The organism is Microcystis aeruginosa NIES-843 (assembly GCF_000010625.1).
In the GTDB taxonomy this organism is placed as follows: domain Bacteria; phylum Cyanobacteriota; class Cyanobacteriia; order Cyanobacteriales; family Microcystaceae; genus Microcystis; species Microcystis aeruginosa.
This window is the reverse complement of the sequence record NC_010296.1, coordinates 4,844,125-4,866,888: the sequence shown is the minus strand read 5'-3', so window position 1 is coordinate 4,866,888 and position 22,764 is coordinate 4,844,125. Positions and strand designations below refer to the sequence as shown.

Genomic DNA, 22,764 nt, shown 5'->3' with positions numbered 1-22,764 from the left:
TGCCTGTGACGGTCGCTGTTGTGAACGCTTTCAAAACTTTTCGATCGCTTACTGCCGAGACTCGTAGTCAACTACTCTTCCTCTTCGTCACGGCGCTGTTTTTCTGGATAAGTATTACCACTCTCCTCCCCACTCTCCCCACCTATATTGACTCCCTAGGCGGTAGCAAACAAGATATCGGTTTTGTCATGGGGGCCTTTGCTATCGGTTTAATTTTATCGCGCAGTTGGTTAGGCAATCTAGTTGATCGCCGCAGTCGCAAATTAGTGGTTTTATTTGGAACTATTGTCGCCGCTACCGCACCCCTCGGTTATCTATTTTTTCGCGATCTTTCCTCTTTATTCGCCGTCCGCGCCTACCATGGTCTCAGTATCGCCGCTTTTACCACCGGTTACAGTACCCTAGTGGTGGATTTTTCCCCCGTTCGTCAACGGGGAGAGATAATTGGTTATATGAGCTTAACTGCACCCCTAGGCATGGGAATCGGTCCAGCTTTAGGCAGTTATCTCTACCAATCGATCGGTTATAACGGTTTATTTCTAGTTTCCGCCGCTTCAGGAGCGATCGCCTTTCTCTTTGGTTTCTCCATTCAAGAACCGGACTTCAAGAAAAAATTAGCCGAAATGAAGGCAGAAAATCAGACAATTGAGCGCAGTTTTTGGGCATTATGTCAAGAGCGAGCTTTTTTAGTCCCCACCTTAGTTTTTCTGCTGGTTGGCACTTTATTCGGCGGTTTAGTCGCTTTTTTACCCCTGTTTCTCCTCGAAAATCAGCTCCCTTTCAGTGCCGGTCTATTCTACAGTTGTGCGGCAGTATCGGGGGTAATCGGACGGATTTTGTCGGGAGGAGCCAGTGATCGCTATGGACGGGGTTTATTCATCACTATTAGCGTTTTTTGCTATGGTTTATCCATGTTGGTTCTATCTTCTGCCCGATCTTCCTCCGCTTTAATTTTAGCCGCTATCCTCGAAGGTACGGGAGGGGGGATTTTATTCCCTATGTTACTGGCTTTAATCTCCGATCGCTCTGGGCCCCAAGAACGCGGCCGGGCCTATTCTATCTGTATCGGCGGTTTTGATGTGGGAACAGCCTTAGCCGGTCCAATTCTGGGGGTTTTAGCAATTTCCTACGAAACTATGTTTAGTTTATCGTCAGGATTAGCTGTTATCGCTCTCTTTCTCTTTTTTACTCTCTCTAACCCCACTATATGCCATTCTTTTCTCTTCGCTTTCGGCTTAGAAAAAGATCGTTATGCTCTGCGCGGACAATTACAATAAAGCTTACTGAAAAAGTTTTTCCTAGGGCAGGGTTATTTAATAGGTTTGAGGTTGAAAATTATCGGGAATATCTAATTCAAATACTTGGTCATGAATCCGAGCCACATAAAACCCTTCTTGCAGAATTTTTTCCCGTAATTCCGGGGATACATGAACCGCCGCTAATATGCCATAGAGTTTTTTATCTTTGTGTTCAGGAAAAAAGCGGCGAAACCGTTGCAAAATACTTTTTAATTGTGTAATAGACTCCTCTCTGGCATGACTTTTAACCTCGACGATATAGGCAATATTTAGCTCACCATTGGTATAGGCAAGAACATCAATTTCTAGGTGTTGTCCTTCTTTACTGACTCGCACACTGGGACTGATAACTTCCATACCAAAGCGTTGTCTGAGAATCGTTTCCATTGAGGGAAGGGCAAGTCCTTCGGTAAAGCTGCCGAATTTGGCACCGAGTCCCCCAATTTGCTGTCCTAATTCTTTGAGTTGTTTGTCAGTTTTCTTCTGTTGTTGCGCGTTTTCCTTCTGTTGCTGACTAACTTCCTTCAATAGTAGGTCAGTCTCCTTCTGTTGTTGACTAACTTCCTTAAGTTGTCGGTCAGTTTCCTTGAGTTGTCGGTCAGTTTCTTTTTGAGCGGCAGTTAATTCGGCTAAGAGTCGCCATACGTCTTCGGATGTAGTTGCCATAGATGATTTTTTCTCTCTGATTTGGTCTATTACTATTTTACTAAATTTTGCCGATTCATGAAGAAGAGAGTGTTTCTGCCTTTGGGGAAGATATAGCGATCACATCGAAATTTTTAATAGGTTTGAGGTTGAAAATTATCGGGAATATCTAATTCAAATACTTGGTCATGAATCCGAGCCACATAAAGCCCTTCTTGCAAAATTTTTTCCCGTAATTCCGGGGATAAATCAACCGCCGCTAATATGCCATAGAGTTTTTTATCTTTGTGTTCAGGAAAAAAGCGGCGAAACCGTTGCAAAATACTTTTTAATTGAGTAATATCTTCCTGTCTAACATGACTTTTAACCTCAACGATATAGGCAATATTTAGCTCACCATTGGTATAGGCAAGAACATCAATTTCTAGGTGTTGTCCTTCTTTACTGACTCGCACACTGGGACTGATAACTTCCATACCAAAGCGTTGTCTGAGAATCGTTTCCATTGAGGGAAGGGCAAGTCCTTCGGTAAAGCTGCCGAATTTGGCACCAAGTCCCCCAATTTGTTTGCCCAGTTCTTTGAGTTGTTTGTCAGTTTTCTTCTGTTGTTGGGCGTTTTCCTTCTGTTGTTGACTAACTTCCTTCAATAGTAGTTCAGTCTCCTTCTGTTGTTGACTGACTTCCTTGAGTTGTTTGTCAGTTTCTTTTTGAGCGGCAGTTAATTCGGCTAAGAGTCGCCATACGTCTTCGGATGTGGTTGCCATAGATAATTTTTTCCTTCTGATCTGGTCTATTGCTATTTTAGTCAATCGCGCCGATACTTCCTAATTTTTAAGCTTCAATGCTCTCTTTTTTGTCAAGTACATCTTATCCCATTTTAAGCGAACACTACCGTGCGATTAGCGTAAACCAAAACGCGATTTTGCAAGTGTAAACGTACCGCTCGCGCTAACACCACCCTTTCTAAATCCTTACCTTGACGAATTAAATCTCCTACGGTATCGCGATGGCTAACTCTGACCACATCCTGCTCGATAATTGGCCCCTGATCGAGATCGGCAGTGATATAATGGGCGGTGGCTCCAATAATTTTTACCCCTCGATCGTAAGCCCGTTGATAGGGATTAGCTCCGGCAAAAGCCGGTAAAAAAGAATGATGAATATTGATAATATTGGGGAAAAAGTTAATAAAATCTGGAGTGAGAACCTGCATATATTTAGCTAAAATCACTAAATCTATCCGGTATTCCCGCAGTAACTCTAATTGTCTGGCTTCCTGTTCAATCTTGGTTTCGGCGGTAATGGGAATATGATGAAACTCAATACCGAATTGATTGGCAACTGAGTGTAATTCTGGATGATTGCTAATAATTAAAGGAATTTCTGCCCTAATTTCTCCCCCGTGTTGTCGCCATAATAAATCGAGGAGACAATGATCCTGTTTTGTCACCCAAATAGCTAGACGCGGGACAGTATCGGAAAAATGTAAGGACCAACTAGCCTGCAAAGGTTTGGCAATAGCGGCGAAAGCTGGTTCGATCATCCCACGGGGTAAATTAAACCCTTCTAATTGCCATTCTATCCGCATCAGGAACAATCCCGCCGAAAAATCCGTGTGTTGGTCGGCGTGGATAATATTGCCGCCATTAGCGTAGATAAAATTAGCGATTTTCGCCACCAGACCAATCTGGTCGGGACAAGAAATTAACAAGGTTGCAGTGGTACCAGTCATAAATTATCGGTGGCAAGAATTGACTTTTCTATCCCCTAATTGATTACAATTTCAGGCACTTCGTCCCTTTGATGCACAAAAAAGAGCATTTGTCAAGAGCGATCGCCGATTAAATTTCCGGTTAAACTGATACAGTATTCTCTTGCTCAGAAGTGGCAAAATGCCGCTCGATCAGGGAGGGGACATCTTGGGGAGCTACCTGATTATAATGCTTTTTATCGGGCATAACCACCAGATTCGGCCCTTTTTTGCACTGTTTTAAACAGCCAGTTAATTTAATATTCACCGCTTCTCCCAGTCCTTTTTCCTCTAAACCACTCTCTAACCTTTGGCAGACTCTCGCACCGCCATTTTTCCAACAATCGGACTTCTGACAGATTAAGACGGTGGCTTTTTTAGCTTTTGCCGGGGCGACTTCTGGGGTTTTTTCGCCAGATAAATGCTCAATCCCTAGTACCCTCAGTTTTAATTTTCCCTTTTTTGAACAAAGACTACTTTCTCCCGTCACTTTTAGCCATGAGTGGAGAGCAATATTGAGAGGTATGTGGTCTCGCAGTGTTTTTTCGGGCTTAAACCAATATTCTCGTTTATCAACACTAATTCTCAGGTATTTTACCTTATATCCGTCCTTGAGGACAAAACCGAGGAATTGACCGACCGCTTGAAAGGGAACCATGGTAGTTGTAGATTTTGACATACTTTCTCACTTTTTACTCTCAGATTGCTAATTTTTCTCAAGGATTATGCCTGCCAACAGGTTTCCAGTCAACGGATTAAACAGCCTCGGGAAGCCTCTACCTGTCGCAGGACAATCCACAGCTGTAAAAGTTGAGCGGGGCTATCGATGCGAACCGGCAAAAGCTGATGGAGCGAGCATTTATCTTCAATGTCCAGGGCCTGCAGCCGGTGGTAGAGCTGCCAGCGCTCCCAAGCACTAAGATTGAAGATTTTCTCACCTTTCGATGGCCATTTGTCTATACTCATGGGGCTTTTAATTGAGAACTATTAGCAATATAACTCTAGGCTGATGTTCTCAGTATAACCAACAACTGCAAATTATTATCAATAACTTGCAGAAAAAAAGTTATCCGGTAGCGGCGATCGGCTAAAATCTTGCTATTGTTGCCTTGTCCGCTTTGCCGATCCCAGAATCGCTACCGCCTAGAATTGTCAAAGAGATAAAAATGGAGATAACAAGATTTATTGACGAAAATTATGCATAAAAAAGCTCAAAAAACCGATAATTCAGCAATTCTCTATTTTGATGGTGGTTCTCGCGGCAATCCGGGGAGAGCAGCCGGTGCAGCGGTAATAGTTTTAGCCGAGGGTAATTCCTTGACCACGACTAGATATATGGAGAGAGCCACTAATAACGAGGCCGAATACACGGGATTGATTATTGGATTGGAAAAAGCCCAAGAATTAGGCTTAAAAAGCCTAGAAATTCGCGGAGACAGTCAATTAGTCATCAATCAAGTTAAGGGAGACTGGAAGGTAAAAAGCGATAGTTTACGTCCCTTTTATCAGCGTGCTTGTCAATTAGTTGCCCGATTCGATCGCATTAGCTGGCGCTGGATTGAACGATCTAAAAATAGTTTGGCTGACGCTGCTGCCAATCATTGTATGGATGCGGCGAAAAAATCGCCAGAAAAACCAAAGGAAGGCGAAACTAATCTCGATATTCTGCTCCAATCCCTGAAACCAGTCCTAAATCCCGAAGAATTCGTTTTTTCTTCCCTAACAGCAACAGGACTAGAACAGCTACAATTAACTCCTATCTGCCAATTTCAGGAAGAGGAAGGCATAACGGTGATTATTCCCCGTCAGCAAGCCGATCGCAAGAATTTACAGTACAAATATATTTATAGACAAATTACTCTTTCTGTGCATTCTAGTTTAGCGGCGGTGGGATTTTTAGCGGTAATTAGCGAGAAACTGGCCGAAGCAGCAATTAGCGTCAATGTCATTTCTGGTTATTATCACGATCATTTATTTATCCCTAGGGATAGGGTGACAGAAGCGATGGCTATTCTCGAAGAAATTAGCCGCTCATAACAGTTATCAGTTATCAGTTATCAGTTATCAGATGTGGCTCTCTTATTCTTTGTGTGATCAGTTTAACTTACTATAGAAGCGATCAATCTTTGTGTCCTCTGTGTCTGGAGTGGTTCCTTCCACTCCCTCGCCAGCAAGACTGTATCTTAGAATACATTTTACCCACCAAACCTAAGAGAACCCAGATGTGAGTTTTCAATTCACTGATTACTGATTACTGATTACTGTTCACTGTTCACTGAAAAAACAGGATTTATTATTATTTGCCCTCCTCTGAGGAATTTTTCACCGTTTCTTCTAGGAAAACTACTGGTTCTTTTTCCCGCTGCTGGGAGCGGATGATATCGATGGTACTTTTCAGCACACTAGCGATGGGAACTGCTATCAATAAACCGAGAATTCCTGCCACTTTACCCCCGATAAAAAGAGATAGGATAATCCAGACGGGATTAAGTCCGATCATGCCTCCCATTAACCGAGGGGCGATGACATTATCATTAATTTGACCGACAATAATGGTCAGGGTCAAAACTTTTAACCCTAACCAAAAATCTTGAAACATCAGTAGAGTACTAATCCCAATAATGGCAAAGGCACTGGCAAAAGGAATTAATGTAGTTAGACCGATCGCCACCCCGAATAATAGGGCATAATCAACCTTGAGAATCACAAAAACAAAAATTTGAGCAAGGCTGAGAATTCCCGCTAAAATGGTTTGACCGGCAAAATAGGTTTCAAAAGTTTGACGAATAATCGTTCTTAATTTGAGATTCCAGGGAGCAGGAATCCAGCTAAAAATTCCCTCCCAAATTTGTTCGCCATAGAGAACAAGAAAGACGGTTAGAACCAGAACAAATAGAATGTTTAGGATACTGTTGATAGTTCCCAGCACAAAGCTCAGTAATTGAGTGCTAAGAGTTTGTAAAACATTGGTTAGTCGTTCCGATAACTGGGTGATTGATTGCTCGATATAAATCGCATATTTCTGAGTTTTATCCCACTTTTCTAAATTTTGTATCTGTTCGGTTCCCGACTCGATCCACTGGGGCAAACTATTGATTAAACTGCTTAATTGTTCGACAATCTGGGGAATTAAAATTAAACCTAAAACAATCAAAATTAATAGGGCAATTAAAAAGACAATAGCGATCGAACCACTGCGATTAACCCCGCGTCTTTGCAGCAGTTTGATGGGAACATCTAAGACAAAAGCTAGTAAACTAGCAGTGACAAAAATACTGACTAAGGGTTCTAGATAGCTAAATAATTGGAATAATAACCAACCATTGAGAAATAAGAGCGGAAAAACTAGACTTAGCCGCAACCAACGAGGTAGTTGCTTAAAAAGCTCTATCATTAGACCTCTTGTAAAAATCAAAAATTGTTGTTAGGGTTAGGAGTCGGGAGTCAGGAGTCAGTAGTCAGGAGAATTAAGAATGAATAATAATCAATTAAACGGTCTATTTACAGATTTTATGTAATTTAATCCTTGTTTTTGCCTTTTTTGAACCCTCAAAAATTAATTATGCAAGAGGTTCATTAATTTTGTCCTGAGAGAGTATCGAGGTAAAAAGAGACTTTTCTAACCAGAAATCCTCTTTCAATCTAGCATCTCCTCGTTACTTTTCTGGTCCAAGCAACCCTGAAACTCTTATCCTAACTGTATGGAGCTAAGCGGATTCGAACCGCTGACCCCCTCAATGCCATTGAGGTGCTCTACCAACTGAGCTATAACCCCGCGAAGACCATTTTTGAATATAGCTTAAATAGAATTATTTTGTCAAGGGGTGACGAGAAAAAAATTTGTCACTGCCAAGGCGATCGCTGATAAGACAATGGTGAAACAATCGCCCCCATTTAGACAGGAGCCGGAATTTGGGTTAAATAGGTTAAACAGTGACCCATGAGGAAATAAACTACTAACATAGCTGCTGCCGCTGCTGCCACCAAGGTTCCCGCCAGCATCAAGGAAAACTCTTGCTTGTCGAACGCTTGCTGCATCAGATGCAATGACCAAGCCACAAGACCGAGGTCAAAGATGAGAATCGGAACTAACATATTTTAAATTTTGTTAACTTTCATCTATTCTAATACATAATTTTCCCCAGGGATAATCGGACTGAAGTTAAAAACAGGGATTTTTGCCGGTTTCTCGATCGGGGCATTCATCCGACATTTTAGGTAATAAACTGCCCGGGAATTTAAATTGCTTGTTGAGATTAGGCAAGAGGCAACAGTAAGGGGTTAAAATGTGTCTTAGCTTAGGTCTAAACCTTGCTCTTCTTGGGTTGCAGCCTGAAGAAATCCTTTTCCAGGAAAACCGACTCAATCACTAGATTAAGTTCTGCAAATCTTGCTCTCATTTTCCCTGGCTAACGCACGGGTACTTGTTGATTTTGCAGATAATTTTTGACCTCAGCGATGGTTAATTGACCATAATGGAGCAAAGAAGCCAATAAAGCCGCTTCCGCCCGCCCTTCCGTCAATGCTTCGTAGATATGCTGACAATTACCCGCTCCTCCCGAAGCAATCACAGGAATCTCCACCCTTTCAGCGATCGCTTTTGTCAAGGCCAGATCGTAACCCGCTTGCGTGCCGTCAGCATCCATACTGGTAACTAACAACTCACCCGCCCCGCGTTTTTCCACTTCTTGCGCCCATAATAAAGCATCAATACCCGTATTTTTGCGTCCACCCCGAACATAAACCTCCCAACCGGGGTTATGCTCATCCTTACGTCGTCTAGCATCGATCGCCACCACAATGCACTGTTTACCAAAGCGATCGCTGGCTCGATCGAGCAATTCCGGCTCGCGCACGGCAGCCGAGTTAATGCTGACTTTATCGGCCCCGGCTCTTAACAAATTTTTAATATTTTCTAAGGATTGGATACCGCCACCCACTGTCAGAGGAATAAAAACCTGTTCCGCCGTACGATAGACTACATCAATAATCGTGTCGCGATCTTCATGGGTAGCAGTAATATCGAGAAAAACCAACTCATCAGCCCCTGCCTGATTATACAAGCGGGCTAACTCCACGGGGTCGCCAGCATCCTGAAGATTGACAAAATTAACCCCCTTGACTACCCGACCTTTATTGACATCCAAACAAGGCAAAATCCGCTTCGCTAACATATCCTAGACTCTTGATTGTAACAATGGCCATCAAACGATCGCACAATTCCCCCCCGGCTACCGAGGAAAATCTGCTCACTCCCAATCCCACTATAGAAGAAACGGAAAAAGCAGCAGCGGAGATTCGTCCGCAATCCCTAGAGGATTATATCGGTCAACAGGACTTAAAGGCTAATCTAAAAGTCACCATCGCCGCGGCCAAAGCTAGACAAGAAGCGATCGATCATTTACTCTTCTACGGACCGCCGGGGTTAGGAAAAACCACCATGGCTTTAATTTTAGCGGCCGAGATGGGAGTAAATTGCCGCATTACCGCCGCCCCCGCTTTAGAGCGTCCCCGGGATATTACCGGCATCCTGATCAATCTTCAACCCCGGGATATTCTTTTTATCGACGAAATTCATCGACTGAATCGGGTGACGGAGGAGTTATTATACCCAGCGATGGAGGATTATCGCCTGGATGTGACGATTGGCAAGGGTCAAGCGGCGAAAATTCGCAGTATTTCTTTACCTCCCTTTACTTTAATCGGTGCTACTACCAAAGTTGGCTCTTTAACTTCCCCTTTACGCGATCGTTTTGGACTGATTCAACGTCTGCGTTTCTATGCAGTTGAGGAATTGACGGCAATTATTCTCAGAAGTGCTACTATTTTTAATATTCCCATTACTGAAGCGGGTGCGATCGAAATTGCCCGTCGCAGTCGGGGAACTCCACGCATTGCCAATCGTTTATTAAAACGAGTACGCGACTATGTGCAGGTGAAGGGAGAAACTATTATTAGCCCCCAGTTAGCCGCTGAGGGATTAAATCAATTAAATGTGGATTCTATGGGTTTAGATTGGACCGATCGATTAGTATTAAAGACGATGATCCAACAGTTTCAAGGTAAACCCGTGGGATTGGAAGCGGTAGCGGCAGCCACGGGAGAAGATGCCAAGACGATCGAGGAGGTGTATGAGCCTTATTTATTACAAATAGGTTATCTTAATCGTACTCCCCGGGGTCGCGTAGTAACGTCAGCCGCCTACGAACATTTAGGTTTACTGGCGAAATTGCCGAAAAATAAGGATCGGAGTTTACCTTTGTTTGAGTTCTAGTTTTCTAGATAGGGCTGGCTGAATAAATCTGAAAACCTTGTTGGATTAAGACTTTTTCCGGGGGAAAATTCACACCCCACACCCCACACCCCACACCCTGTCTCTAGAAACAACCTGTTCAGCCAACCCTAATTACCTGGGTTTCAGCTTATCTGTGTCTTTAAATACTTGGTCGACCGCGTCAAATCACACAAGTCCATATATAAAAGCTGTATCATCATAATCTGGGTAAATTACATTGTTGCCATTGCTTGCCGCTTCTCATCTAGACTATGTTGGGATTGGTCAAAGCTAATTGCACAATAGTGATTTTTTATAGTCAATATTTTTTAAGTCTGTTAGCGCCCTATGTCTGTCCTAAATAAAGAAAGTCTTAAACTGGAAACTCTCACCCTATTTCAAAAATACCAAAAAACAGCAGATAATAAGTTACGGGATCAAATTATGGAGTTAAACCTAGGATTAGTCAGAAGGGAAGCTCATCATTGGGTTAATCAATGTCATGAAAATTACGAAGATTTAGTGCAGGTTGGCTCTATGGGACTAATTCGGGCGATCGAGCGTTTTGATAGCAGCAAAGGTCATGCTTTTAGCTCCTTCGCTATTCCCTATATTCGCGGCGAAATTCAACACCATCTGCGCGATAAAAGTTATACAGTTCGTATTCCTCGTCGTTGGTTAGATTTAGGCAGACAAGCGACAAATGTGCGTCGGGATTTCCAGACTATCCACAATCGTCAACCCAATGATACGGAAATCTCCCGCGCTTTAAATATTTCGAGCGAAGAATGGCAAGAGGTAAAACTGGCTTTCCAAAACCGTGAACCCCTCAGTCTCGATGTGACGGTTAATAACGATGAAGATAATAATACTTGTTTAAAAGACCTCGTTCCCGATCCCCGTTATCGCAGCTTTCAACTTTGTCAAGAGGATCGCATTCGTTTACAACAGGCACTGGCTCAATTAGAAGAAAAAACCCGTCATATTATCGAATTTGTCTTCCTTAAGGATCTTACTCAACGGGAAACCGCCGAACAATTAGGCATTAGTGTCGTTACCGTCTCCCGTCGGGTGAAAAAGGGTTTAGAAATGATCAAGGAAACTATGGTCAAGGAAGCATTTTAGCAAAATTATCGGTTCTCATCAGTAGTCGTGGAAAATTAATTTCCTGGTTGAGACTCCGAGACTCCGAGACTCCGAGACAGCTATCAGGGATCGGATTTGAGTTTTCATGCCAAATCCGTTTTTAATAGCATCATTAACTCCCAATCGAACTTTAAAAACTCGGTTATGGATTGTTTCTCCCCGCTCCCCGCAACGCCGATAATACCATACCTCGACTCTAGCCAGAACTGTCCGTGCGGCTCTGAAATACTCCCAGCTTATCTTTGCTCCAATAGCAAGTAATTTAAAACCCCAGCTAAATATTCATACTGCTCGATCGAATTATAGTAGTGAGCAGAAATCCTCACAATTAATGATGCTTCTCCCCAAGGAATTATCGGCACTTCAATCTGATATTTTTCCCACAGTTGTCTAGATAAATCTTCTGCTGCCCAAGCATAACTAGGAATTAGAATTGAAGACATCGATCCGATCATTGATTCTGGACAGGGATAATTGACCTCTAAGGCATGACAAAGCAAATTTCTGGCTTTTAAAACCAAATTACGATTCCTCGCCATCAGACCCAGTAAACCATCAATAGAGAGAGAATTTAAAAACTCGATCGCTTTTGGCACTGATAAATAAGCGGTGGGATCATCGGTTCCCATCCAAGCAAATTCTAACTGAAAACGGGAGCGATCTTGTCGAGGGGAATTCGCTCCATGGCTAATAGTTAAAGGTCGAATTATTGCCTGTTTATCCCCGCGCACATAGAGAAAAGCAGCCCCCTTGGGACTACATAACCACTTATGACAATTAGCAGTATAATAGGTGGGATTAATTGCCCCGATATTAAGGGGTAAAAAACCTAAAGCATGAGCGCCATCGATGAGAGTATCAATGCCCCGATTATTTAATTCTCGCACAATTTCTGCGATTGGCCAAATTAAGGCCGTGGGACTGGTGACATGATCTAAAACTACTAATTTTGTCCGGGGAGAAACTGATGCTAAAATTGCTTGACTAATTTCTAAAGGGGACTGCACGGGAAAGGGAATTTTAGCGATAATTACCTTTAAACCCCATCTTTTAGCTATATGTTTAACTGCATTAGCACAAGCATTATAGGTCTGATCGGTGATCAGAATTTCCTCATTTTCCTGAAAAGTTAAGGAATTTAACACCGCATTCACTGCTGTGGTTGCATTGGGAACAAAGACTAAATCATCGCTATTTACTCCCACTAAATCCGCTAACTTTTGCCTAGCAATATCTAATAAACCCTCTAATTCTCTCCCCAAAAATGCTAAAGGTTGCCTTTCCATTCGTTGCCGCAATTGTTGCTGATAATCCAAGACTATTCTAGGGGTTGCACCATAGGAACCATGGTTGAGAAAATAGATATTATCGGGAATTAACCAAGAGTTTTTGGACATATTGAATTAATTTAAAATTATTCAGAACTAGAAAAAATAGCTGAAAAATTGCCTATTGTATTCAGCTTCTGACTAGCTAGTATATTTATTTATGATAAGCGGGTGGGTGGAATTAAATACAAGATGAACGTAGGTTGGGTTGAAGCATGAAACCCAACACCCGCTCATGTTACGCTACCGCTAACCCATCCTACCAATAATTGTGCCTCCCTACTTATAACGACCCATTTTATATTAATCTCCCATGGTTTGAAAACGATGGATAATTTCAGTGACAAAAGTTTCTCCATCTATGAGAGGATGATTTTCTGGAGATTGATATTTTCCCGTTTTCACTTTCCGTTGGAGATGTCGGTTCATAGGTATTATGACTATCTACTGAGAAAATCAGCTTGATCTTAATTTTAAGCTAAATATCGACAAAAAAAAGCTCTCCGGGAAAAAGGAGAGGGGAGAGAACGAGTTAGAAAAAGTTATTAATGTAACCATCCTTTCAGACGACGTGCGACTTGAGGACGACGTAATTTTCGCATCGCTTTAGTTTGAATTTGACGTACTCGTTCCCGAGATAAATTGAACATTCCCCCCACTTCCTCTAGGGTATAGGGTTGACTGGTAGCTAAACCATAACGGAGGGAGATAACATCTTTTTCCCGTTCCGTAAGAACATCACTTAAAACTGCGAAAATTTCTTGACGCATCATCATCTCATTCATTTTATCTTCGGGAAGTTGTAGATCATCATCTTCCAACAGATCCACTAATTCCGTATCTTCTCCTTTCCCTACACGATGATTTAAAGAGAGAGATTGACGACGCAATTGTAATAATTGCCGCAATTGTTCGGGAGTCATTTCCAACGCTTCTGCGAGTTCCCGTTCATTGGGATTGCGCTGTAAATCTTGCTTGAGAATGCGCTGCGCTTTTTTGAGTTTATTGAGTTTTTCGACAATGTGAATCGGTAAACGAATTGTCCGCGCATCGTTAGCAATGGTGCGGGTGATTGCTTGTCGAATCCACCAATAAGCATAGGTAGAGAATTTATAACCTTTATTGGGATCGAATTTTTCGGCCGCACGGTTGAGTCCGATCGCACCTTCTTGAATTAAATCTAAGAAAGGAACTCCGCGATTTAAATAGCGTTTAGCGATAGAAACCACCAAGCGCAAATTAGAACGAATCATTTTCCGTTTAGCTGTTCGTCCGCGATAAAGACGGTTTTCCAGTTGACGTTCATTATCTAATTGTAAAGCGCTTGCCCATTCCGTTTTCGTCGGGGGACGATGTAAATTTTCTTGTAGTTTTTGGCGCACTTCTTCCGCTTCCATCAGAAACTTAACCGAGTAGGCTAATTCAATTTCTTCTTCCGCACTAAGTAGAGGATAACGAGCCATTTCTTTAAAAAATGCGCCAACAGTATCTTCATTGCTGCCTTTATCATATCCCGTTCCACTACTCCCACGGGTGTTTTTTAGGGTTTCTGGTAAGTGTTCAGTCAGCTCTTCGTCAGTTCTTTCAGCAAAATCCACGCTGTCTAGTTCTAAAGGATTTGTCTCCAGGGCAATGATTTGATTAAAATTATCATCAGCGGCTAGTTTAGAGATTTTCATAAGCAGTTATGGATGGAGTGGGATTATAATAGCAGGGAGAAACTCAATTTCTCCCAATGGGCTGATTGTTACATTGAATTTTCGGGGAGCAGATTTTTTAAACGTTTTCTTAATTAATGGCGGCCATTTCTGGGATATAATTGCGCGATTCTGTGTCGATGGTTACAAATCGCCGAACCAGACAATAAGATTTTCTGGTAAATAGGGGAGACTTTCAGGGTTTCCACTTATACAATCTAACTAAGGTTTTTGGTATTTGACTAGGTAAAGATCACGCTTCTTAACAATCAAGATAGCAGTCAGCTTTTTATTACTATTCTTCGCTTTTTCTATTGAGAACCATTCTCACCTTTTGACTAACTACGGTTTGCGGCAAAAAGTTTTTCCTGGGGGTAGGGTGTGGGGTGTGGGGTGTGGGGTGTGGGGTGTGGGGTTTTACCCATTTTCAGGTGGTCAATTACCTAAGTTTCAGGGAAAAAGTGCCTAATTCTCCCCCCCGATCCCTCCAAAGGCTGCCACTTTTTGATTTCAAAAAAGCCTAAAGATATTATCCAACAAGGTTTTTAGATTTATTAATCAAACCCTAACTAGGGTGCGATTTAATAGCTAATAGACAATAATTATCATTTGGAAAGATTTCACGGGCTAAAAATCAAAATTTGCGGGCAAAAAAGCAATATTTAAAGTGTTTTTAGAGAAAATTAGCTATTTTTATTCCCCTCAAGCTTTAAACTATAATTTAAATACCCTATTCACCCCATCACCCCATCACCCCATCACCCCACTGACTATGCTCGATCGCTGTGCTACTCTAACTGTAGCGGAACCTCGCACACCTTACCAATTAACCACAACTGGACAATCGTGGTTAGAGGTTTTGGTCGATCGCCCTTATCCTAGAGATAGTCAAGAGGATCAGCAAATATTAACCTATAGTATCCCCCGGGATTTAACGGTAGAAATTGGCGATATTTTAAGCGTTCCTTTCGGTTCTCAGGTAATAGGGGGAATTGCTCTTAGATTTCTCGAAAATTTGCCCGCAGGACTAGAAGAAAATCAAATTCGTCCCGTGGAAGATGTGATTGCTAAGGGCTTTTTCCCCGATAATTATTGGCAGTTATTGACGAAAATCGCCCAATACTACGCGACGGATTTAATCACCGTTGTTCGCGTCGCTTTACCTAAGGGTTTACTGCGAAGTTCCCAACGTCGCATCAGATTAAAACCAGAAGCGATTCCCCCCGGTGGGGAAGTTTTTTGTACTCCCCTCTCCCGTCAGATTTTATCCCTGCTCAAAAATCAAAAAGAAGGCGATTATTCGGCGAAATACCTGCAAGAAAAAGTCAAAAATGCTAATTACGGTATTCGAGACTTAGTTAAGCGCGGTTGGGTGGAAAGTTATCTAGAAGCACCCAAAAGTCCTAATATTAAGCTAAAAAAAGCCATTACCCTGCTAATAACCGACTTTCCTGCTGATTTAACCGAAAATCAGCGCAAAATTGTCGAAATTCTCCGTCATCAGGGAGGAGAAATGTGGCTGCCAGAATTGGCACAACTCGCGGGGACAAAACATTTTAAACCACTAATTGACAAGGGTTATGTGGTGATTGAGGACCGGGAATTTCTGCGCTTATCCTCGGCGATTATGAGCAGGGATCAACCAAAAACACTCACTTCTAGTCAAAAACAAGCACTAGAAGCCATTCAAACCCTGAAAGGTGGTGAAAGCGTCCTCTTACACGGAGTGACGGGATCGGGTAAAACAGAAGTCTATCTACAGGCGATCGCACCTGTCTTAGCAGCGGGTAAATCTGCCTTGGTTTTAGTCCCCGAAATTGGATTAACACCGCAACTAACCGATCGCTTTGTGGCCCGTTTTGGCGATCGAGTCTATGTTTATCATAGCGCCCTCTCGGAAGGAGAAAGATACGATACCTGGCGACAGATGTTGACAGGAACCCCGCAAGTCATTATCGGGACGCGATCGGCGATTTTTGCCCCTTTACCCCATCTAGGCATGATTATCCTCGATGAAGAACACGATAGCAGCTTTAAACAAACCCAATTACTCCCCACCTATCACGCGCGTACCGTGGCTAAATGGCGCGCTCAATTAAACCATTGTCCCGTAATTTTAGGCTCGGCCACACCATCCCTAGAAACATGGCTAGAATCCCAAGTTAATCCCAGTCTTTACCTATCTTTGCCCGATCGCATCCAAAATCGCCCCTTACCGCAGGTGGAAATTGTCGATATGCGACGGGAATTGCAACGAGGCAATCGTTCTCTTTTCAGTCAATCCCTGCGTTCATCTCTGGACACTCTGCGCGACAAGGGAGAACAGGCAATTTTATTCGTCAGTCGCCGCGGACATAGTACCTTTGTATCTTGCCGAAGTTGCGGTTATGTGCTGGAGTGTCCCCACTGTGATGTCTCTCTCTCCTACCACCACACCGAACCGGGAGCGCAAGAATTACTACGCTGTCACTACTGCAACTATGGTCGCATCCATCCGAAACAATGTCCTGAATGTGGTTCTCCCTATCTAAAATTTTTCGGTACTGGCACTCAGCGCGTCACCCAAGAATTAACCAAAGAATTTCCTGATTTGCGCTGCTTGCGTTTTGATAGTGATACCACCCGCAACAAAAATGCTCCCCGGGAACTATTAAAACTATTTACTGATGGTGAATTCGATGTCTTAGTCGGAACCCAAATGCTCACCAAAGGATTAGATATCGATCGAGTTACCCTAGTGGGAATTATGGCTGCCGATGGTTTACTTTATCACTCCGATTATCGCGCCTCCGAACGCGCTTTTCAAACCCTAACTCAAGTAGCAGGGAGAGCAGGAAGGGGAGAAAGAGAAGGAAAGGTAATTATCCAAACCTATACCCCCGAACATCCCGTGATTAGAGCAGTGCAAACCCACGATTATGAGGGTTTTGTCGAGACGGAATTAATGCAGAGAGAGGGTTTAAATTATCCTCCCTACGGCAGTTTAGTCTTAATTCGCTTTAGTGGTTTAGATGGAGAAGCAGTTCAGAAAAGTGCCGAAAATGTCGCGGAGGAATGTGTTAATAATTTCGGTTCCGATTGGGATATTTTAGGACCTGCACCAGCAACAATTATGCGCGTGGCTAACCGTTATCGCTGGCAAATTCTGTTAAAATTATCGGAAGAAAAGGCTGATAGCGGTCGTCTTTTTATTCCTCTGAAAAGCTTAGTTTTGCCCAAGGTAAGTATGGCGATCGATGTGGACCCCTTAACTATAGAATAATCAAGGATGGATAATGCGCTCGCAACGCGCTCGCTACGCGAGATCGCCATTGTTCACGGATGCAACCAGTTATCTAAATCCGTCAAAGTGTTAAAGTCTAATAAAGCGAGTCCTAAGTCTTCTAACCGCTCCACAGGAAGGTTACGGATGTTTTCTTGTAGATTCTGGGGTATTTCTCCGAAACGTCGCTGAAGTTGACGGAGGAGTAAATACGCTTCTCCCTGTTGTCTTCCTTGTTGTACACCCTCTTGAATCGCTTGTTCCCTATCCTGTTGGTAAAGTGGAGCTAAACGCATAATAAACTCCCTATCCTCCTGTGTTTTTTTTGATAACGCTTCTAGATTTTTACTCAAATTAGACAATAAGTTTAAGGAAGCCGATTTTAGGGGATTATTCGGCAATAATCTGGCTAATTCATCGATGGCTCTCTCTTGTTCCTCCTCTACTATTTTTCTGATCGGAGAGTACTGGCTACTGACTCCTAACCCTAACAACAATTTTTGATTTTTACCGGAGATATAAATAATCTTCCGGTTGCCGTTTGCCAAGCTCAGAACTAGGATAGGAAAGAACGAGGTATTAATGCAGCAAGAGAGGTTTAGACTGTGACCAATGTAGCGATCGATGTCCGATTAACCGGGACTTCTCTGTGGCAATGGCAAATATGGCAAGGATTGCCCTATCTTACCTGTAATCTCCTAGAGGACTGGTCCCACGGCTTTTTTACCCGTCATTATTACCCCCAAACCCCGGAAGCTTTTACGGCTGCTCTGGGGGCAAATGTACCGGTTTATCGGGTCAAACAGGTACATGGCGATCGCCTATTAAATCCCCAAGGGATTACTAACCCAGAAATTGTCGAAGCGGATGGAATTATCACCGATGCTTCCGGTCAAGGGATTTGGGTGGCCAGTGCTGATTGTACTCCTGTACTAATAGGCGATCACTCTACTGGTGTTGGGGTGGCGATTCATTCTGGATGGAGAGGGACGGCCAAAAGGATAGTTCCCAAAGCAGTAAAGCAGTTATTAAACTCAGGTAGTTGTTTAGATAACTTAGTGCTGGCCCTGGGGCCGGCAATTGCCGGGGAAGTGTATCAAGTAGAGGCAGAAGTTGCCGTAGAAGTGGGTTTAAGTTTATTCCCCCAAGAAACCAATCCCGACCAAATTCTGGCGAATTTATTGAACCTGTCCCCCTCCCCCTTATTTGCTGACGAGGAAAAAGGGAAAGTGCGCTTAGACGTGCGACGGGTGATTTATCATCAACTACAACAGTTAGGAATTCGGGATGAACAAATTGCGATCGCTCCTTTTTGTACCTATCAACAAGAGGATCATTTTTTCTCCTATCGTCGGGAAAAAGCCAAAAAAATTCAATGGTCTGGCATAGTTAGCCGTTAATAACTCGGTGGACATTCACTGATTACTGCTCACTGATAACTGAAAAATCCCCTCTCTCCCATGCGTATTGTTTTTTTCGGAACCCCGACTTTTGCTGTTCCCACCCTAAAAAAATTATTAGCCAATCCCGATATAGAAATAATCACCGTCGTTACCCAACCGGACAAGCGCCGGGGAAGGGGCAATCAATTAATCCCCTCACCGGTGAAACAAATAGCCATAGAACAGCAAATACCGGTTTTGCAGCCCAAAAGTGTCAAAAAAAACGCTCGAACCTTAGATTTTCTCAGACAATCGCGAGCGGACGCTTTTGTAGTCGTTGCCTACGGACAAATTCTCTCCCCAGAAATCCTAGAGATGCCGAGATTAGGCTGTATTAACGTTCATGGCTCAATTTTGCCGAAATATCGGGGAGCAGCCCCCGTGCAGTGGTGCATCGCTAGGGGAGAAAAAGAAACCGGCATTACCACCATGTTAATGGATGCGGGCATGGACACCGGACCGATGCTACTGAAAGCCTACACCCCGATCGCTCTTTTTGACAATGCCGAACAGGTGGGAGCAACCCTAGGACAAATGGGGGCGGATTTGCTCCTAGAAACCCTCTCTAAGCTCGATCGAGCAGAAATTACCCCAATTCCTCAAAATAACGACGATGCCACCTATGCCCCTTTAATTCAAAAATCTGACTATCTAATCCACTGGCAAGATTCGGGCCGGAGAATTCACGATCGAGTCCGGGGTTTTTATCCTCATGCGCTGACCACTTTCCGGGGACAACCCCTAAAAGTGATGGCGACTATTCCCCTAGAGGATCTCGGTCAACTTCCTCCAGAATTACAGACAAAAGACCTTTCTCATCTAAGCGGAGAAGTGGGATCGATCGTGGCTCTCTGGAAAAATTTCGGGCCGGTAGTGCAGACGGGTGAGGGTTTATTATTATTAAAAGAAGTGCAATTATCGGGAAAATCACCGCGTTCTGGTGGGGATTTGGTCAATGGTTCCCGTTTAACTATCGGTGAGATTTTCGTTCAATAGTTTTCAGGGGATGGCTTTCCTTTGCTCCTCTATGCTTCACCGGTGAAGATTTTTTTCAACTTGCGAAAGCGATCGGAATAACTTCTTAACACTTCGATCGCAAACATGGGAGTTTCCTGCACGGCAAATAAAAACTGCGGTTGATTGAGATAGGCTAATTTACAATCAGTTTTGGCAATAGCTGTGGATTCTCGCAGTTTATCCCCATGCAGGAGCGCTCCTGCTCCGAATACATCCCCTTTTTCTAGAGTTTCTATCAATTGTCCCTTGATATACATCTCCACTTCTCCGCTAAGAATACCGTACATTAACTCGCCCTCCGTGCCATCGGCAAAAATAACTTCACCAGCTGGAAAAGTGCGATCGGGATGATTTTCGAGAATTTTAATCGTTTCTACGGGACTTAACATGATTTAACAATAATTTTTTTGGGTTATCTCTCCCATTTTCCAATACATTGAACTCCCCGATCATCGTTTTTGTATCTAAGAATACTTGAAACTTCTCTACCTGAAAAAGATTCGGTTTGACTTTCAGAAATGCTTTGTTTAATCCTTGTCGGGGAGAGAAAATTTTCGTCTTCATACCTTTATCCTCTTCCTACCCATCCCGATTTTTGAGGCTATTTTTTTCTCTCTTATCTTCCTTCAAAAACCTTATATATATTTGCGCACGGATTCCCATTATACATAAAGTCTAAAGCAAGTCTCGCCATTTGTCAAGGGTTTTTCTGAAAATCTCCCCACTTCCTTGACAAAACACCGGGGTTAAAACTGTTCGATCGCTTCTTGGGTGATTTCTGCGATCGCTGATAAACTGGGACTGACTTGGCCGATATCGGTGGATAACCAGAGAAGATACTCCACATTACCCGCAGGTCCGGTAATGGGAGACCAAGTTAAACCCCGATAGAACCATCCTAGGGCTTCGGCGGCCTGTAAAACCTGAAAAATCGCCCCCGCTTGGTCTTGGTGGTCGCGAACTACCCCTTTTTTGCCGACTTTTTCCCGTCCCACCTCGAATTGGGGTTTGACTAATAAAATCGCTTCTCGCGGTGGATTTAATAGCGTCCACAGGGTCGGTAAAACTTTGGTCAAAGAAATAAAGGACAGATCCATAACTGCTAAATCGGCGGGTTTTTCCTGTCCGTATAACTTTTCCGGGGTTAAATAGCGAAAATTAGTTCTTTCTAGTAAAATAACCCGTTCATCCTGCCGTAAACTCCACGCCACTTGTCCATAACCCACATCAACCCCATAAACCCGTTTTGCCCCTTTTTGCAAGAGACAATCGGTAAATCCCCCCGTGGAAATGCCTCCATCTAAACAAATGCGCTCGCGGACATCGATGGCAAACAATTCTAAGGCCTTAGCTAATTTTTCGCCCCCCCTTGACAAATAGGGCAGTTTCTGCTTAACCTCGATCGCCGCTTCTGGATCGATTTCTGTGGCAGGTTTATCGATGATTTGATGATTGACTTTCACCTCTCCAGCGCGAATTAATCGCTGTGCCTGTTGACGGGAATCACAGAGATTTTTGGCTACTAATAATAAATCTAATCTTTGTTTCGACAAGGAAGGCCTCCCAATAATCAGCGCCTAATTCTAAAAAATACCTTATTTTTCCGCAAGCAATCCCAGAAGGAAGATTATAAGTAAAGATAGGGACAAACGGAACCCATCAGCTAAATTTTCGCTGCCATCCCGATATTTTATGGATAAAGAGACTCGATTCGCCATTTTAGTTATTGGCATCCCCTTTCTAGGACTAGCTTACTGTGGCTTGATTTTTGCCGTGATGATCTATTGGGTGTGGGCCCGGGAACATCCCGTGACCATGGCCACTTTTTTCGTCCTTGCTCCTTCTTTGATTTCCGGCTCTATCTGGCTGTTAGCCTCCTATAAAGCCCGCCAAAAGCAGCGTTTGGGGTTATAATTGGCAAGACTATCCCATTGGCCTCTAGAGAACAACTAATGTGGGGCAATATGGAGGTGAATTGCCTTCATCCTCCCCTAGATAACTTTTTCTGATCACCATAACTAGGGGAGGGCCTTAAAGATGAGATATTTTTCTGGTGATAGTGAGCATAAAAGGTTTCCAAGCAAGACTGATTAAATAACCCAATCCTGCCACTAAAATAATTGTCGCCCCTGAGGTGAGATTTAAACTATAGGATAACCACAAACCCACTAAAGTAAAGACAATTCCTAAAATAATCGCTAGGATCATCATTCCCTTCATATTTTTAACAAATTGTCCACTGATAGCGGCGGGAATAGTTAACAAAGCAATTACCATAATTAATCCTACCACCTGCATTACTGCGACAATAGTTAAAGCGGTTATTCCCATTAAACCTAAATAAATTATCTCCACGGGAATATTGCGAATAATCGCAAAGGTTTCATCAAAAGATATGGCTAATAACTCTTTATAAAAGATACTAACTAAGGTGATAATTAATATATCTATGCCCGCCATTATCCATAAATCATCCCTCGGTACAGTTAAAATACTACCGAAAAGATAACTCATTAAATCAGCTTTATAACCAGGGGTTAAATCAATAAAAATTACCCCAATCGCCATACCAATCGCCCACATAACCCCGATTAAAGTATCGGCTCTCTCCCGGATGCGACGCTGTAAAAAACCCATGCCTAAAGCCGAAAAAAAGGTAAAAAATATCGCCCCCACCAGGGGATTAATCCCAAAAAAATAACCGATTCCTATCCCTCCATAGGCAGCGTGAGCGATTCCACCACTGATAAAAACCACGCGATTAACTACTACCAAAGTACCGACAATCCCACAGGCAATACTAACTAATATTCCTGCGGCAATCGCATGGCGCATAAAATCAAATTGTAGGGCCTCTAGCATAGGGTGTTGGGAAGTGGGGGAGTGGGGTGTGGGGAGCTTTTTC

Annotated in this window: 24 protein-coding genes, 1 tRNA gene and 1 pseudogene; 9 read left to right on the top strand and 17 right to left on the bottom strand. The window is 43.1% G+C overall.

Translation table 11 applies throughout. The features are described 5' to 3' along the window. Nucleotides 1-5 precede the first annotated feature (5 nt). Complete coding sequence (locus tag MAE_RS23085) at nucleotides 6-1,277, top strand: MFS transporter (protein WP_002795603.1); 1,272 nt, start codon at nucleotides 6-8, stop codon at nucleotides 1,275-1,277. A 36-nt stretch (nucleotides 1,278-1,313) separates the two neighbouring features. On the opposite strand, the gene MAE_RS23080 is transcribed toward MAE_RS23085, so the two are convergent. The 5 genes from MAE_RS23080 to MAE_RS36220 all read right to left on the bottom strand — a co-directional run bounded on the left by MAE_RS23080 (nucleotide 1,314) and on the right by MAE_RS36220 (nucleotide 4,659). Beyond that, complete coding sequence (locus tag MAE_RS23080; RefSeq protein WP_012267663.1) at nucleotides 1,314-1,964, bottom strand: DUF3782 domain-containing protein; 651 nt, start codon at nucleotides 1,962-1,964, stop codon at nucleotides 1,314-1,316. Nucleotides 1,965-2,077: 113 nt separating this feature from the next. After that, nucleotides 2,078-2,707 (bottom strand): DUF3782 domain-containing protein, encoded by a 630-nt coding sequence (locus MAE_RS23075; protein WP_012267662.1) that lies wholly within the window; start codon nucleotides 2,705-2,707, stop codon nucleotides 2,078-2,080. Nucleotides 2,708-2,820: 113 nt separating this feature from the next. Next, nucleotides 2,821-3,675, bottom strand: coding sequence for a formyltetrahydrofolate deformylase (gene purU / locus MAE_RS23070; RefSeq protein WP_002759669.1), 855 nt, complete (start codon nucleotides 3,673-3,675; stop codon nucleotides 2,821-2,823). A gap of 121 nt (nucleotides 3,676-3,796) precedes the next feature. Next, nucleotides 3,797-4,372: a (2Fe-2S) ferredoxin domain-containing protein gene (locus MAE_RS23065; protein ID WP_002796080.1), complete on the bottom strand. Its 576-nt coding sequence runs from the start codon at nucleotides 4,370-4,372 to the stop codon at nucleotides 3,797-3,799. A gap of 68 nt (nucleotides 4,373-4,440) precedes the next feature. Then, on the bottom strand, nucleotides 4,441-4,659 hold the full coding sequence (locus MAE_RS36220) for an Asr1405/Asl0597 family protein (RefSeq protein WP_012267660.1): 219 nt from the start codon (nucleotides 4,657-4,659) through the stop codon (nucleotides 4,441-4,443). 231 nt (nucleotides 4,660-4,890) lie between these two features. Here MAE_RS36220 and MAE_RS23060 point away from each other — a divergent pair, with 231 nt between their 5' ends. Further along, complete coding sequence (locus MAE_RS23060; RefSeq protein WP_012267659.1) at nucleotides 4,891-5,730, top strand: ACT domain-containing protein; 840 nt, start codon at nucleotides 4,891-4,893, stop codon at nucleotides 5,728-5,730. A 259-nt stretch (nucleotides 5,731-5,989) separates the two neighbouring features. On the opposite strand, the gene MAE_RS23055 is transcribed toward MAE_RS23060, so the two are convergent. The 4 genes from MAE_RS23055 to hisF all read right to left on the bottom strand — a co-directional run bounded on the left by MAE_RS23055 (nucleotide 5,990) and on the right by hisF (nucleotide 8,867). Beyond that, nucleotides 5,990-7,087, bottom strand: coding sequence for an AI-2E family transporter (locus MAE_RS23055; protein WP_012267658.1), 1,098 nt, complete (start codon nucleotides 7,085-7,087; stop codon nucleotides 5,990-5,992). Between the two features lie 308 nt (nucleotides 7,088-7,395). Continuing rightward, a tRNA-Ala gene (locus tag MAE_RS23050) sits at nucleotides 7,396-7,468 on the bottom strand. Between the two features lie 119 nt (nucleotides 7,469-7,587). Then, nucleotides 7,588-7,788 (bottom strand): hypothetical protein, encoded by a 201-nt coding sequence (locus MAE_RS23045; protein ID WP_002796074.1) that lies wholly within the window; start codon nucleotides 7,786-7,788, stop codon nucleotides 7,588-7,590. Nucleotides 7,789-8,102: 314 nt separating this feature from the next. Further along, the gene (gene hisF, locus MAE_RS23040; protein WP_012267656.1) at nucleotides 8,103-8,867 is read right to left on the bottom strand and encodes an imidazole glycerol phosphate synthase subunit HisF; all 765 of its coding nucleotides are present in this window, start codon (nucleotides 8,865-8,867) and stop codon (nucleotides 8,103-8,105) included. 23 nt (nucleotides 8,868-8,890) lie between these two features. On the opposite strand from hisF, the gene ruvB reads away from it, so the two are divergent. Further along, entirely contained in the window at nucleotides 8,891-9,967 is a 1,077-nt protein-coding gene (ruvB, locus tag MAE_RS23035) for a Holliday junction branch migration DNA helicase RuvB (RefSeq protein ID WP_012267655.1), read from the top strand. Nucleotides 9,968-10,315: 348 nt separating this feature from the next. After that, nucleotides 10,316-11,092 carry an RNA polymerase sigma factor SigF gene (locus MAE_RS23030; protein WP_012267654.1) on the top strand — a complete coding sequence of 259 codons (777 nt, stop codon included), beginning with the start codon at nucleotides 10,316-10,318 and terminating at the stop codon, nucleotides 11,090-11,092. A 257-nt stretch (nucleotides 11,093-11,349) separates the two neighbouring features. Here MAE_RS23030 and MAE_RS23025 read toward each other — a convergent pair whose 3' ends face one another. From MAE_RS23025 to MAE_RS23020, 3 genes are all read right to left on the bottom strand, one after another. Further along, nucleotides 11,350-12,510: an aminotransferase class V-fold PLP-dependent enzyme gene (locus MAE_RS23025; RefSeq protein ID WP_012267653.1), complete on the bottom strand. Its 1,161-nt coding sequence runs from the start codon at nucleotides 12,508-12,510 to the stop codon at nucleotides 11,350-11,352. A 234-nt stretch (nucleotides 12,511-12,744) separates the two neighbouring features. After that, on the bottom strand, nucleotides 12,745-12,870 hold the full coding sequence (locus MAE_RS35910; protein ID WP_002759678.1) for a hypothetical protein: 126 nt from the start codon (nucleotides 12,868-12,870) through the stop codon (nucleotides 12,745-12,747). Nucleotides 12,871-12,986: 116 nt separating this feature from the next. Next, on the bottom strand, nucleotides 12,987-14,120 hold the full coding sequence (locus MAE_RS23020; protein ID WP_012267652.1) for an RNA polymerase sigma factor, RpoD/SigA family: 1,134 nt from the start codon (nucleotides 14,118-14,120) through the stop codon (nucleotides 12,987-12,989). A gap of 352 nt (nucleotides 14,121-14,472) precedes the next feature. Between MAE_RS23020 and MAE_RS35905 the strand changes: the two genes are divergently transcribed. Together MAE_RS35905 and priA are read left to right on the top strand one after the other, a co-directional pair. After that, nucleotides 14,473-14,607 carry a hypothetical protein gene (locus MAE_RS35905; RefSeq protein WP_269453944.1) on the top strand — a complete coding sequence of 45 codons (135 nt, stop codon included), beginning with the start codon at nucleotides 14,473-14,475 and terminating at the stop codon, nucleotides 14,605-14,607. Nucleotides 14,608-14,910: 303 nt separating this feature from the next. Then, the gene (priA, locus tag MAE_RS23015) at nucleotides 14,911-17,400 is read left to right on the top strand and encodes a primosomal protein N' (protein WP_012267651.1); all 2,490 of its coding nucleotides are present in this window, start codon (nucleotides 14,911-14,913) and stop codon (nucleotides 17,398-17,400) included. Between the two features lie 53 nt (nucleotides 17,401-17,453). Here priA and MAE_RS35410 read toward each other — a convergent pair whose 3' ends face one another. Continuing rightward, a complete protein-coding gene (locus MAE_RS35410) occupies nucleotides 17,454-17,948 on the bottom strand; it encodes a DUF4351 domain-containing protein (RefSeq protein WP_231859666.1) in 495 nt (164 codons plus the stop codon). A 57-nt stretch (nucleotides 17,949-18,005) separates the two neighbouring features. On the opposite strand from MAE_RS35410, the gene pgeF reads away from it, so the two are divergent. Continuing rightward, on the top strand, nucleotides 18,006-18,800 hold the full coding sequence (gene pgeF, locus MAE_RS23005; RefSeq protein ID WP_041804315.1) for a peptidoglycan editing factor PgeF: 795 nt from the start codon (nucleotides 18,006-18,008) through the stop codon (nucleotides 18,798-18,800). 60 nt (nucleotides 18,801-18,860) lie between these two features. Beyond that, nucleotides 18,861-19,838: a methionyl-tRNA formyltransferase gene (fmt, locus tag MAE_RS23000; protein WP_012267648.1), complete on the top strand. Its 978-nt coding sequence runs from the start codon at nucleotides 18,861-18,863 to the stop codon at nucleotides 19,836-19,838. A gap of 29 nt (nucleotides 19,839-19,867) precedes the next feature. On the opposite strand, the gene MAE_RS22995 is transcribed toward fmt, so the two are convergent. The 3 genes and pseudogenes from MAE_RS22995 to MAE_RS22985 form a co-directional block, all read right to left on the bottom strand. Then, nucleotides 19,868-20,248, bottom strand: coding sequence for a cyclic nucleotide-binding domain-containing protein (locus MAE_RS22995; protein ID WP_002759683.1), 381 nt, complete (start codon nucleotides 20,246-20,248; stop codon nucleotides 19,868-19,870). 75 nt (nucleotides 20,249-20,323) lie between these two features. Continuing rightward, nucleotides 20,324-20,423, bottom strand: a pseudogene (locus tag MAE_RS36560) (type II restriction endonuclease); the annotation flags it as partial. Nucleotides 20,424-20,605: 182 nt separating this feature from the next. After that, nucleotides 20,606-21,412, bottom strand: a complete 807-nt coding sequence (locus MAE_RS22985; protein WP_041804311.1) for a TlyA family RNA methyltransferase — start codon at nucleotides 21,410-21,412, stop codon at nucleotides 20,606-20,608. 139 nt (nucleotides 21,413-21,551) lie between these two features. Here MAE_RS22985 and MAE_RS22980 point away from each other — a divergent pair, with 139 nt between their 5' ends. Next, complete coding sequence (locus MAE_RS22980; RefSeq protein ID WP_002796056.1) at nucleotides 21,552-21,773, top strand: hypothetical protein; 222 nt, start codon at nucleotides 21,552-21,554, stop codon at nucleotides 21,771-21,773. Nucleotides 21,774-21,890: 117 nt separating this feature from the next. Here MAE_RS22980 and MAE_RS22975 read toward each other — a convergent pair whose 3' ends face one another. Continuing rightward, the gene (locus MAE_RS22975; RefSeq protein ID WP_012267645.1) at nucleotides 21,891-22,721 is read right to left on the bottom strand and encodes a metal ABC transporter permease; all 831 of its coding nucleotides are present in this window, start codon (nucleotides 22,719-22,721) and stop codon (nucleotides 21,891-21,893) included. Nucleotides 22,722-22,764 lie beyond the last annotated feature (43 nt).